The following is an 11574-nucleotide window of genomic DNA, read 5'->3' as shown; positions in this document are numbered from 1 at the left end:
GCCCACTACTCCTTACCGGTGCCCGCCAGCATGGGCGGCGCCGCGAGCGCGGTGATGCCGTCGGGGGTGTGGTCGACGTCGAGGCGGTCGCGGATGGCCTTGACCTGCTGCTGGGTCATACCGGGCACGAGTGGCATCAGGAGGTCGATGGGGACGCCCTGGGAGGAAAGCTTGGTGATGCCGTCGATGATCCCGCCGAAGGAGCGCGCCTCGGTGTCGCGCCAGATGACCTCGGCGCCGTGCGGGACGGTTCCCTGACCGGAGGTGGTCTCGACGGCGAGGTGCAGTGCCAGTTCCCAGGACTCGCCGAAGGCACGGCGCTTGGCGTCGAGCTTGCGCTGCTGGGCGGTCTCAGCGGCCCACAGGGCCTCGGCGGACAGGTTCGCCATCTGGCCGGTGATCTGTGCGGGCGAGATCTGGGCGACCTGGGCGATGTGCTCGACGATTTCCCGGAGCACGGCGTTGTAGGGCTCGACGCTGGCTGCTGGCAGGGCTGTTGCCTTCACGTCGGTGTCCTCGAAGGTCCACACGCGGGAGGAAGATGCCTTGAGGACTTCGTTCTCGCCGGCGGTCCAGCCGCTAATGACCTTTTGAGGGAATGCGCCGAAGCGGGAGACGATGTGCCGATCGAAGTTGACCTCGTTCAGGGCGCGCTGTGAGGCGATCAGCGGGGCGACCTCACCGATCGGGCCGGAGTCGGCGTCCCCGCCGTTGACGAACCGCACCACCGGGCACACCGGGGTGCCGTCGTAGGTGGCGCGGTGCGGGAAGGCGGCCTCGTCGTCGATGACGGCGGCTGCAGCCACGTGAGACAGGGACGCGGTCTTCGTGCGGGCAAGGTCTGCGACGGTGCCGAGGTCGAGCGGGTAGACCCACTCGTCATCCATCAGGGCGCCCCGCAAGCGCTTCACTCCGCCGACAGTCTGGACCCACACTTCCATAGCGCACACCGGGAACGGGGACACGTCGTCGTGCGCGTAGAGGGCCACGAGCTGGCGAGGCGAGCGGGGCAGCCACTCGACCGGGCCGTCGTCCATGAGCGGGCGCAGCACCAGGTAGGAAAGGCCGTAGACCAGGGCGGGGCGGTGGACCTCGTCCTGGCGGGCGTCCATGCGGGCGCGCTGCCAGAGGTCCCAGCCGGCCGCGTCCGCAGCCTTGTCCGCAGCCCGGTAGCCCACCACTCCCAGGTTCTGGGCGAAGGTGTCCACAACCATGCCGATCACGTTGCGCTTAGCGACCACCGCCAAGTGCTTGATCTCCGACTCGGCGCCCTTGGGCACCTCGGGTGTGCCCGCCTGCCCGGTAAGCCACCGGCGCAGATTCTCGCACTCGGCCAGGTCCCGGCGGCGGACCGTGAGCATCTGGGTGATGCTCTCGCGGATCTGGGCCTCATCCATCACACGACACCACCAGCCCCTCAGACTCAAACGAATGTTGCGCGGTTCGAGCGGCGCTGGGAGATCCGGTCAGACATGGCCCCATGCAGGGCCAGGGTGCAGGCCACCAGCGGCGTGATATCCGCTGCCGCGTTCTTCCGATGCCACGCCCACGCATCACCGAGCGACCGCTTCCGGGCCACCGCGAGCGCCGAGTTGAGCACGGGAGTGTCCAGGTGGCGGAGAGTGTCCTCCATGACGGCGTCGTAGAAGGAGCCGCAGGCGGCGGCCATCTCGGCGGCGTCCGTGGTAGTGACTTTCAGCCCCTTCTTCTGCAGGGGCTCGACCAGGGATGCGGCGGGGCCGCGCTTGTCGATCACGACCGTGCGGATGCGCTGGCGTGCGTAGATGCCGGCTACCCGGTCGACGATCCAGCCGACGTTGTTGCGGTTGTCGATCACCTCAACGTGCCAGCGGCCGTCCGAGCGTTGGCCGGCGACGGCCACTGACCCGGATTCGCGGCCCGGCTGCACGTCCACGGCGAGGGCGAGCCGGTCCACCGGGTTGGAGGCCATGTCCGCGCAGCGGAGCCAGGTAGCGGCGTCGATGACGGCGTTGGTTGAGACCTCGTCCCACATGCCCAGGCGCTCTCGGGCGAAGCCCTCTTCGGACAGGTCGCCGCGCTCGTCCATGATGGTGTCGCGGCTGATGCGGATGCCGTAGCCGGGGTTGGCGGTCGCCCAGGTCTTCTCGTCGTCGTAGTCGGCGTCGTTGGGGGCGGACCACTCGGCCCAACAGGTCGTGTCGGAGGACCCGGACAGGGCCGATGCGCGGAAGCGGCGGAAGATCTCGCCATCAGCCTTCGGGCCGGGCGGCGTGCCGGTGAGGATCAGCTGTGGGTTCTGCTGGGGGCCGGCCGCGTTCGTGGACCGCAGGGCCTCCATGGCGTCCTCGCCGAAGTCCTGCGCCTCGTCCGCCACGATCGTGTCCACCGTGAACCCGCGGGCGGAGCCCTTCGAGCGGGCCACGAACTCCACGCTGCCGCCGTTGTCGAGCACGATGGCCTCCTGGCCGTTCGTGCGGCGGATCTCCACGACCTTGGCAGCCAGGTCCGGGTACTTGCGGGGGTTGTCGAAGAAGGTCAGCAGGCGGCGGAACGCCTTGCGGGCGGTCTTGACCTCGTGCGCGGTGTGCAGGAACGCTTCCCCGATCACGGCCATGCCGTACAGCTCCCGGGCCTCGATCACGGCGTTCTTGCCGTTCTGACGAGGGACGGACAGGCCGCAGCGGGAGTGAGTCCACAGGCCGTTGGGCTCGGTCGCGAGCCAGTCGGACAGGACCATGGCCTGCCAGTCGTCCAGTTCCAGCCCGTAGGCGGCGGCGATGTCGGCGGCGTCAGCCCCGTCCAGGCGGGACGCCCCGTCGGCGGCGACCCTCAGCCGGGGAGTCTGGGCGCCGATCACGGCGCCGGGCAGCGAGTTCGTCAAGGGGACTGCTCACCGCCTTCTGGCCGGCACCCTCCGACGCTTCAAGGGCTGCGATCTTGTCCATCACGGCGGACAGCTGGCGGCTGATCGTCGCCACGCCCGCCGGGTTCGTGCCCGGCTTGATCAGGTCCAGCTCCTCAGCCAGACGACGCCGCTGAGCCCGCAGCACACGCAGCCGATTCCCCGACCGCACAGCCGACTCAAACGACCGAGACACCGCCCATCACCACCCCGATTCCGCTAGCCCGACGCCAGGAGCAGCCGAGAACGGCCACCACGGCCACATGCGCCGGGAAAACGGCGAAATACCAACGAAAACGCCGAAACCCGGGAAAACGGTCGGGGGGATGGAAACCAGGGGTCGGGGGGAGATTGGTAGCATTGCCGGGCCTGCTACCGGCTGGGCCGAGGGGGTCATCCCCCTCCCGACGGACCGCCCGGCCGCCTTAGGGTAGCCTTACCAGATCCGGGAGGTCCGGAACGGCCGCCGAAGATCCCGCTTCCCGATCCCACGAGAAGCATTGCACGAGCGATGAGCCGGGCGAAGATTCTCCAGCTCGTCGCCACCACCAAACGCGGCTGGAACGACGTGATCCGCGGTGTCCGCGCCAGGTCGCCCGCAGATCCAGCACACGTCCGAGATCGCGAGCAGCTTCGCGCGGTTCGCGCGATAGCGGCGATTACCAGTCCGGGACACTCACACCACCAGACCTCTCAACACTGATCAGGGCGCACGTGTCCCGCTGCACCCAATTGTGCAATCTGATCTGCCGTCTGTCCAACACCACCAGCAGGCTGGGCGCGCCGACCACGCCGCCACCCCACCATGTGCGCAGCAGCCTCCACCTCCAGTACATCCCCCCAGGCCACCCACACCTGCCGCCCCACCCGCTGAGAGCGCACCTGCTCCCGCCTGATCCACGACCGCAGCGTCCACCCAGACAACCCCGGCACCCGGTCCAGTGCCACGATGGTGGGGATCCACTCGGTGCCGTCCGGGCCGACCACGCCGGTCACGAGGCCGCCTCCGCGGCGGTTTGGGCTCGGGCCAGAGCCAGGGCACGGGTGTGCTGCCAGTCCTCCTCGCCTAGCGCCTGCCCGCAGGCAGGCAGGGTGCACCGCACGGTCGTGGACGCGCCCGCCGTCGAGGGCGGGATCACCACCAGCGACAGGCAGCCGCAGTGCGGGCAGCGCACGTTCGTGACCCGACGCTCGGGCTCGGCCATGGGCCACCGGGCCAGCGCCCGAGCAGACGCCGTAGCCAGATCCGACAGGAGATCCCCGGCCCAGGGCTGGGCGGTGACCCAGTCCAGGTGCGGGGCCAGCCACTCCACCAACGATGCCGTGGCGTCGGGCGTGGTGGGGCCGATGGGCTCGGCATCGCCGTCGGCGTCCGGCTCGGTCCAACGCGTCAGCCCAGCCGCAGGAGCAGTCACGCTACGCTCGGCGGCCACCTCACCACACCAGGAGGCGACCATGGCGTGCAGGTCATCCACGGCGACCAGCGGAGCCGGGTAGAGCATGCCCTCACCCGGACGCGCCCCCGAGCTGCCGGTGTCGGTGTGGCCCGACGGCGAAGACACCGACGGGGCAGCCATCTCGTGCAGGTGATCCACCAGGCCCGGCAGGCCCGCCACCGTCGAGGTCAGGCGGCCCACACACCACGAGCACAGACAGGCGCCGTCCTCAGCCGGACGTGGCAGGCACCCCCGGCACTCCACCACCTGGCCCGCCCGGTCCGTGGCGGTGCCGTCACAGTCCGGCGCGTGCATGCCACGGATTACGCACCCGGATACGCATGTGGTCATCGTCGTCTGACTCCCTTCCCGCGCTTGCGTATGCGGGAGCCGGAGACAGCTGTGGGAGGGGATCCGCTGCGTGCGACGGAGTGCGCCTCCCGGCCAGTCCCGTCTCCGGCCCACCCCGGCCCAGCCCTGCCAGGACCGGCACAGCCCGGCCCTGCCGGTCCCGACTCTGCCCGGCCCGTCCCGTCCCTACCCGACCCGGCATATCCAGATTCCGGACCCGGCGGATCTGCTGGGATCTGCTTAGATCTACTGATACCGGCCTCCGGCGTGTCTGGCTCCTGCGGCAGGGCCTCGTCGGTGTCCATCGCCGGATGAGCTGCCCTCCCCGGGCGGGCGGCGCCGGGGTCACACGCCGAAGCGTGGCTACCCGCGGACGCGCCGACCGACCCGGATGGAGCAGGCCCAGACTCTGGGATACCCGCGGACGCAGCGTGATCAGTGCTGCCGGGGTCACCAGCCGGTGTGGACGACGGCACGCTGCCCGGCTGGGAGCCGGGGCGTGCGCTAGCGCCGGCGCCGGGGTCACACGCCGAAGCGTGGCTACCCGCGGACGCGCCGACCGACGAAGACTGCGCAGGAGGCCGGGACACAACGGTGCCGGCACGCAGAGTTTTTGTTCCTGCCGGAGCAAGCTCCGGAGGCACCATCTGGTACAGGGCCAGGATCTCGGCGTGCTCGTTGAGCCACTCCCGAGTCCGGGGACTGTAGTAAGGGCGAGCCGGGGGAGGCAGCAGAGGCAGGACGCGGTCGGCCGCCCGCATCGCCTCTTCTCCCTTCAGCCCCTTGGAGGCGTTACCTCGTATGGAGTTGCACGAGGTGCACGCGACTACCTCGGTCTGCCACGAGCCGGCATGGCCAGGCAGACGATGGTCGTAGGTACCACCCTTGCCGCCCTTGCGGTCACGCCAGTTGACAACTTTGCCGCAGTACCGGCAAGCGTCGCCGTCCCGGTGACGGACCGGGACCGTGATCGCGTAGTTGCTGTTGTTGTTCTTCCGCTCCCGTTCCCACGCGACCTCCTCGGCGGTCTTGAGATGGAAGAACTCCGGGTCGTCGATCAGCCGGAACAGTCTTCTGCCCGACTCCGAGTCGGTCTCCAGCTGCCCGTAGCCTGCGAACTGTGCCATGTCCAGCAGACGCTCAGCCCGCGAGCGCGAGCCGGCGACCTGAATGCAGGTTGAGAACATGACCACGTAATCGGTCAGGTACTGGGCGCTCATAGTCGCCAGGCGGCTCATGAATCCGAAGACCTCGTCGATGGAGGACTCCGTGGCGTCCGGGTGTTCGGCTACCGCCAGGACGATGGGGTGCATCGCGGCGGTGTCGGACATGCGCAGCCAGGCCACAGGCGGGTCCTCTCAAACTAGACGGGCGAAGGATGAAGAGCGGAATGCGCGAGGCCGCACGCGGGCGGGCTCCGGATGCAGGCTGAGGGCATTGGTCAAGCCTCTTGGGACGGGGTGGCGCGTTTTCGACCGCCACGCCCCCGTCGGCGACGCCGCCGGCGACGAGACGGGGCAGGCTGGTACGTGGCCTCAAAAATGTCGGGCTTGCACGGGTACAGCTCGTCTTTGACGCCCTTTATCAGCCAGTCTCCGGGGCTGGCCAGCATATTGCCCTCCAGCGTCTCGACGACTAGGTAGCCGTCTGGCGTTGGAGTCAGGGCCATACCCGTTTCAGCGGCCCACATTTGAGTGATGACGTTGCATTCCGGGCTGCCGTCCAGCTGCACAGCCTCGACGACAACGGGGCGCTTGACATAGCGGCCCGGTTTGGCACTGCTCATAGGACGGCCCTCCAGATGACGATGACCAGGGCCGCGAGCGCGGATAGGAGGACGGCGCCCAGGCCGGTGAGGATGAGGCCGCCGATGACCCGGCCGACCGTGTATGCGGGGCCTTGGCTGGTGGGCTCGGGCGGGTGGAGGTCTGCCATGTGGGGTTTCCTTTCTCTGAGGAGAAGGGACTGGACGATGTAGTAGGTGATGAAGGCGCCTGCGAGGTAGACGGCGAAATGCAGGAGTTCTCTCGCGATGATGGCGGTCATGAGGTCTTCCGATCGATTTAGAACGGGGGCTCGTCGCCGAAGCTGGTGTTGCCGCCGCCGGTGTCCCAGGGGTCGTCGGCCTGGGCCGGCTGCTGCTGGGGTTGGTGTCTGCTGGTATATGGGCTGGCATGATTTCCGGCGGTTTGCCCGCCCTGGCCGGGGCGGGTACGGGTGACCTGGGCTGTGGCGTAGCGCAGGGAGGGGCCGATCTCGTCGACTTGTAGCTCCACCACGGTGCGGTTCTCGCCCTCGCGGGTGGTGTAGGAGCGCTGCACCAGGCGGCCCTGTGCGATCACGCGGGTGCCCTTGGTCAGCGTCTCCGCGCAGTTTTCGGCGGCGTCGCGCCAGACCTGGCAGCGCATGAACAGGGTGGTCCCGTCACGCCACTCCTGGGCCTGCCGGTCGAAGATGCGCGGGGTGGAGGCGATCGTGAACGAGGCGACCGCCAGCCCCGACGGCGTGAACCGCAACTCCGGATCACCCGTCAGGTTGCCGATCAGCGTGATGACAGTGTCGCCGGCCATCAGTCCGCGTCCTCTCCGGTGTCAGCTACCTGCACGAGGGCCCGGGTTGCCTCCGCGACCCGCATGGCCCGGACGATGAGCCGGCAGCCCGGCGAGGTGCGCGGATCAGCTGCGTCGAGCTCGTCCAGCCGGGCCGCGAGCGTGCGGATAGCCTCGGTGGGGACGACGGACAGGGCCTCCCAGTCGTCGATCCGGTCATAGGAGAGGCTCGCGGACACGTGGGCCTCGAGCTCTGGCAGGTAGTAGGCCTCGCTGCCGTAGCGGACGGCGATCTGCCCGGCGATGTCTCCGGGCTCCTCTGCCCATCCGTCCAGGACGCGTACGAGCGTCGCGGTCGGCCACAGGGGCTCCGGCTCCCGCAGACGCTCCGGCTCAGGCGCCGGGTCAGAGACGATGACCCCCACACGGGCGTACTCCTGGTACCGGACCGGCAGCCCGCCACGCGTGGCCACGACGATGTACGGACCGTCGTCACCTAGCGGGTCGACACGGCTGATGCGCGTGATCTCCCGGCTGCCCAGCTCGTAGACGCGCATGCCGGGGGCCAGATCGGTAACCAGGGTGGGGCGGATGATGATGGTCTCGGTCATGATCAGTTCTCCTCGGGGTCAGTGGTGGGCGGGTGGGGTGCCAGCTGGCGCATGGCCCACTCGACCTCGGCGGGGGGCTCACGTCGCGGCCAGATGGCGAGTTCGGCTGCGAGCTGGTCTGCTGCCTGCTCGCTGATCTCTGGGTAGTACTCCCACACCCCGCCGCTGTAGATCTCCAGCAGTGTGCGGGTGTGGTCGAGCAGGAGCGTGCGAAGTGCCTGCCAGTAGTTGCGGGGGTCCCCGTCCTCGGTCGGCTTGGGTCGGTCGGCCAGGGCACGGGCCAGCCATGCGACCGCCATGGTCGCGGTCTGCACCAGCTCGTCGACGAGGTTGCCGCCGTGCCCGGTGGGCGTGTCGGCGTCCGGGGTGAGGGCGCGAGCGACCTCGCCTACCTCCTCGCTCAGGATCGCCGCCCGAGCGTCATCCGACATGTCGGGGTGGTACGGGGTCATCCCCGCATGCTTGCTGTGGGCTCGGTCGTACTCGGCGCGCACACGGTGCCAGATCTCCTCCTCCGTGAGACCGGAGGCGTCCACCGCCCAGGCGACAGTCCACCTGGCCAGCTCCGCCAAATGTTGGGTGTAGCGCCAGTGGACAAGCGCTTTGGCCGCGAGCTCGTGCAGCGTGCCCAGCCGCTCCGCGTTCGAGGCCCCGCGGAAAAACACTCTCGGATATCTCGCCGGGTGCCGGACCCAGGTGATCGTCTCGGCGATCGCCGTCGACGGCTCCGAGCTGAACAGCGATGGCGCCGACCACATGTCGGAGTGTCGGGTCATGACCATGTCCCCTCTCCCAGGTCGAAGACAGAAACACGGAATGTGTAGGTGCACTGGCCCCACCGTGCGGGGGACAGCTCGGAGGATGCTTCCAAGTGCGGGCCAACCAGGTGCCGGGTGTCGTCATCCGGGAGCAGACCCGCATCCACCAGCCCGTCCACAATCGGCTTGACGGTGGGCATGAGGTTGTGCGTGTCCCGCCGGCGGCGATCTGGGAAGAGGCTCTCGATCACGATCCGTGCCCGCTCCAGCCTGGGGGCGCGCGAGAACCGGGCAGTCTGCTCCGCCATCGTCCGGATCGTCTTTGCCCGCGCATGGCGGTGACGCCAGTGCCGGTGGTCATTGGCGGAGATCACCTGGTCAGCGCCCAGCACTATGGCCGTCTCCCACACCGGTGCGACATCCGAGGCATAGGGGTGAGTGATCACCGGGTCTCACCCCTGACCAGCGGTTCCTGGTGCAGGTACCGCGTGTAGTACTCGACCCGGCCGGGAGCGACGTCAGGGGAGTCCGGCAGATAGTCGTGGCTTATGTAGTCGGCAATCTCGGCCAGGACGGCGGCGGCCGTGCGCCGCTCCCGACCCTGGGCCGCGACGACATCTGACACGGAGTCCTGGTCGTACGGCTCGGCCGGCACGTCTGCCGTGTACTCCCGGTCCTGCCCGATGTCGGGCTGCACGGTGATGGCGATCCTCATGCCGCATCACCACCCACGGGATCGTCGCCGTCGCCGTCACCGTCGGCGTCGGGGTCGCCGTCTGTGTCCTGCTCGTGCAGCCAGGCTGACAGCTCCGTCACCATGGCGTGAGCGGACTCCTCCGTGGCCTCGCCGCCGACCGGGGCACCGTCCAGCAGGAGATCCATTAGCGCCGCGACGGCAGGCCCGTCATAGGCCGCCTCCGCCGCAGGGACGGCGTCCGTGGTGCCGTACACGCGTAGGCAGCCGAGCACCACCAGGCCCGCCGCCTCGGCCAGGTCCCCGTAGGCGACCAGCCCCATACCCGTGGCGGTGACCCGCAGCGGCAGCGCACCCAGCGCCCGAGCGGTGGGCGCCCAGCGGGCCAGGGTCTTGGGCAACAGGCTGCACGTGGTGCGCACAGCCAGCGGCTGGGAGCAGGTGTGGGCGATCATGGCGGCGGCGTCCACGCGCTGCTCGTCATCGGTGGGGCCCCACTCGCCCATCGCGGCCACCCGCACTGTCCGCCCCACCAGCGTCCCCGAGACGTCCGTGGCCTGGATACTCCGCCCGTCGGCGGGCACATCCAGCCGCACCGTCTCACCACCCACTCGCCTGAAAACGGCGAGGACGGTTTTGGCCGCACCCTGGGACAGGTCCAGCTCCACCCGGTCGATCACCCTGGCGCCTGGTCCGTCGCCGTCGATCACGACGGCGTCGTCAGCGTCCTCCAGCGGCACCGTCGCCATGATGGCGGACTCGGAGTCCGTGGCCAGCAGACACAGCCGCATACCAGCGACATCCAAGACGACGCGCAGGCGGTCGCAGCCCGGCCCGGATTTGTCTGTCCCCACATGGGGGATGGTGGCCGCGAGCGCGGTCAGCAGGTCGGGCATTGGGAGGGTTGCGTGCAGCATCACCCCCAGCGGGGCAGGCGCAGTGGCAGATGTCATGATGGGTCCTCCTGGTCGAGTAGTGCGAGTAGTGAGTCGGTGCCCTGCCCGTCCGGCACCGATGCCGTGTGGGTCAGGCGGTGGTAGGCGCCGGCGCAGGCCCGGCACATCCGGGCGTCCTCCAGCGCCCCCTGGATGCGCTCCGGGCTAGCGGGGCGGACAGCCTCGGCCACGTACGGGATGCGCAGGTCGGGGGTGCACAGGCGAGTCACGTCCCGGTAGGTGCCCCGCAGGCGGACCACAGCAGGGCCGGGCTGGCCCAGGTGGATCACCGGTAGGGCCGGGGAAGCCAGCACCAGCAGCTCCAGCTCAGGCGCAGGAGCGGGTGTGGGTGTGGTGGTCATGGCGTCACCGCCTCACACTCAGCCGGGGTGATCCGGGACAGATCAATGTCGCGTGGGCTGATGCCGGCGGCCAAGGCCAGCAGCACGTCCGCGTGGCAGGGCTCGTCCAGCGGGCACCAGCACGCCAGATCACGGCCCGCCAGGGCCTCCACGATCATGCTGGTGAGAGGAGATACAGGGGCGGTCTCGGCCGGCAGCAGCACCAGGTCCCAGCGCACCCACGCCAGGTACGCCGACACCGCCTCCCGCCTGGTCTGCGGCCGGAGCACGGCCTCACTCCGCCCCGGCACGCCCAGCAGAGCAGCCGCTCCAGGCTCGGAGACCACTCGGTACTCGCCGCCGACGGCGAACGGGCTACCCCACCGGGTGGGGCGCCCGACGTAGACCGCCCCGTCGGGCATCCGCCACCCCGCCTTGCGCCGCCGCTGAAACCGCCGGGGGCTCATGCCGCCACCCCCACAGCCTCGGTCTGGTCGGGCTGGGCTGATCTTGGCTCGTGCCCCAGTACCCGAGCCTCAGCCTCGGTGGCGGGCCGGACCGTCAGGGTCAGCAGGATGGTCGCACCAGTCCCGTGGCGCACGTTGCGGCGCGGCCGAGACATCGCCACCAGGCCCTCCCGGCGGAGCTGGTCCGCCAGGTCAGCCAGGCACTCGATCTCCTGCTGCACCATGGACATGTCGCCGGGCAGCATCCGCCACAGCCACGTCACCTCACGACCCAGGGATGGAGATGCCACCATGGCGTCGGTCTCCAGGCCGGCCAGACGCCGCAACGACAGCCCAGCCGACCGAGGCACGCTCCCAGAGGCGCGGGCTACGGACTCGGCGGCCTCCGCCGCATGCTGCACCCGCCGGCACTGATGGCACATGCCACGCCCCGAGTGCGCCACAGTCCCCGACCAGCCCGGCTCACTGGCAGCCCGGCCGGCAGGCCGCATCGGCCGCTCACAGCCTGCGCAGGGGATCGGGCCCCGGGACCAATCCAGACGCCGCTG

Annotated in this window: 18 protein-coding genes; all 18 read right to left on the bottom strand. The window is 69.7% G+C overall.

Annotated features, from left to right (window positions below; translation table 11 throughout):
- Positions 1-5: 5 nt before the first annotated feature.
- Positions 6-1397: a phage portal protein gene (locus CWT10_RS11545; protein WP_103061579.1), complete on the bottom strand. Its 1392-nt coding sequence runs from the start codon at positions 1395-1397 to the stop codon at positions 6-8.
- A gap of 26 nt (positions 1398-1423) precedes the next feature.
- Positions 1424-2863 (bottom strand): hypothetical protein, encoded by a 1440-nt coding sequence (locus tag CWT10_RS11540; protein ID WP_103061578.1) that lies wholly within the window; start codon positions 2861-2863, stop codon positions 1424-1426.
- On the bottom strand, positions 2772-3080 hold the full coding sequence (locus CWT10_RS11535; protein WP_128683460.1) for a hypothetical protein: 309 nt from the start codon (positions 3078-3080) through the stop codon (positions 2772-2774). The genes CWT10_RS11540 and CWT10_RS11535 overlap by 92 nt, the downstream gene beginning before the upstream one ends.
- A gap of 240 nt (positions 3081-3320) precedes the next feature.
- Entirely contained in the window at positions 3321-3497 is a 177-nt protein-coding gene (locus CWT10_RS11530; protein ID WP_233187960.1) for an HNH endonuclease, read from the bottom strand.
- Positions 3498-3577: 80 nt separating this feature from the next.
- A complete protein-coding gene (locus CWT10_RS11525) occupies positions 3578-3880 on the bottom strand; it encodes a hypothetical protein (protein WP_103061576.1) in 303 nt (100 codons plus the stop codon).
- Positions 3877-4635: a hypothetical protein gene (locus CWT10_RS11520; protein ID WP_128683431.1), complete on the bottom strand. Its 759-nt coding sequence runs from the start codon at positions 4633-4635 to the stop codon at positions 3877-3879. The genes CWT10_RS11525 and CWT10_RS11520 overlap by 4 nt, the downstream gene beginning before the upstream one ends.
- Positions 4636-4667: 32 nt before the next feature.
- Positions 4668-6017, bottom strand: coding sequence for a hypothetical protein (locus CWT10_RS11515; RefSeq protein ID WP_103061574.1), 1350 nt, complete (start codon positions 6015-6017; stop codon positions 4668-4670).
- A 95-nt stretch (positions 6018-6112) separates the two neighbouring features.
- Positions 6113-6457 (bottom strand): hypothetical protein, encoded by a 345-nt coding sequence (locus CWT10_RS11510; RefSeq protein ID WP_199176281.1) that lies wholly within the window; start codon positions 6455-6457, stop codon positions 6113-6115.
- Complete coding sequence (locus CWT10_RS11505) at positions 6454-6717, bottom strand: hypothetical protein (protein WP_103061573.1); 264 nt, start codon at positions 6715-6717, stop codon at positions 6454-6456. Before CWT10_RS11505 ends, CWT10_RS11510 begins: the two co-directional genes overlap by 4 nt.
- Before the next feature lie 17 nt (positions 6718-6734).
- On the bottom strand, positions 6735-7241 hold the full coding sequence (locus CWT10_RS11500; RefSeq protein WP_103061572.1) for a single-stranded DNA-binding protein: 507 nt from the start codon (positions 7239-7241) through the stop codon (positions 6735-6737).
- Positions 7241-7831, bottom strand: coding sequence for a hypothetical protein (locus CWT10_RS11495; protein ID WP_103061571.1), 591 nt, complete (start codon positions 7829-7831; stop codon positions 7241-7243). Before CWT10_RS11495 ends, CWT10_RS11500 begins: the two co-directional genes overlap by 1 nt.
- 2 nt (positions 7832-7833) lie before the next feature.
- Positions 7834-8607 (bottom strand): nucleoside triphosphate pyrophosphohydrolase family protein, encoded by a 774-nt coding sequence (locus CWT10_RS11490; RefSeq protein WP_128683428.1) that lies wholly within the window; start codon positions 8605-8607, stop codon positions 7834-7836.
- Positions 8604-9035 carry a RusA family crossover junction endodeoxyribonuclease gene (locus CWT10_RS11485; protein ID WP_103061569.1) on the bottom strand — a complete coding sequence of 144 codons (432 nt, stop codon included), beginning with the start codon at positions 9033-9035 and terminating at the stop codon, positions 8604-8606. The genes CWT10_RS11490 and CWT10_RS11485 overlap by 4 nt, the downstream gene beginning before the upstream one ends.
- Entirely contained in the window at positions 9032-9304 is a 273-nt protein-coding gene (locus tag CWT10_RS11480; protein ID WP_103061568.1) for a hypothetical protein, read from the bottom strand. The genes CWT10_RS11485 and CWT10_RS11480 overlap by 4 nt, the downstream gene beginning before the upstream one ends.
- Positions 9301-10236 carry a hypothetical protein gene (locus CWT10_RS11475; protein WP_103061567.1) on the bottom strand — a complete coding sequence of 312 codons (936 nt, stop codon included), beginning with the start codon at positions 10234-10236 and terminating at the stop codon, positions 9301-9303. The genes CWT10_RS11480 and CWT10_RS11475 overlap by 4 nt, the downstream gene beginning before the upstream one ends.
- A complete protein-coding gene (locus CWT10_RS11470) occupies positions 10233-10580 on the bottom strand; it encodes a hypothetical protein (RefSeq protein WP_103061566.1) in 348 nt (115 codons plus the stop codon). The genes CWT10_RS11475 and CWT10_RS11470 overlap by 4 nt, the downstream gene beginning before the upstream one ends.
- Entirely contained in the window at positions 10577-11026 is a 450-nt protein-coding gene (locus CWT10_RS11465; protein WP_103061565.1) for a DUF4326 domain-containing protein, read from the bottom strand. The genes CWT10_RS11470 and CWT10_RS11465 overlap by 4 nt, the downstream gene beginning before the upstream one ends.
- Positions 11023-11448 carry a hypothetical protein gene (locus CWT10_RS11460; protein ID WP_128683425.1) on the bottom strand — a complete coding sequence of 142 codons (426 nt, stop codon included), beginning with the start codon at positions 11446-11448 and terminating at the stop codon, positions 11023-11025. The genes CWT10_RS11465 and CWT10_RS11460 overlap by 4 nt, the downstream gene beginning before the upstream one ends.
- Between the last annotated feature and the right edge of the window lie 126 nt (positions 11449-11574).

It is taken from the genome of Actinomyces qiguomingii, assembly GCF_004102025.1.
GTDB classification, from domain to species: domain Bacteria; phylum Actinomycetota; class Actinomycetes; order Actinomycetales; family Actinomycetaceae; genus Actinomyces; species Actinomyces qiguomingii.
The sequence above is the reverse complement of the archived record's forward strand: the minus strand, read 5'-3'. Positions and strand labels throughout refer to the sequence as shown.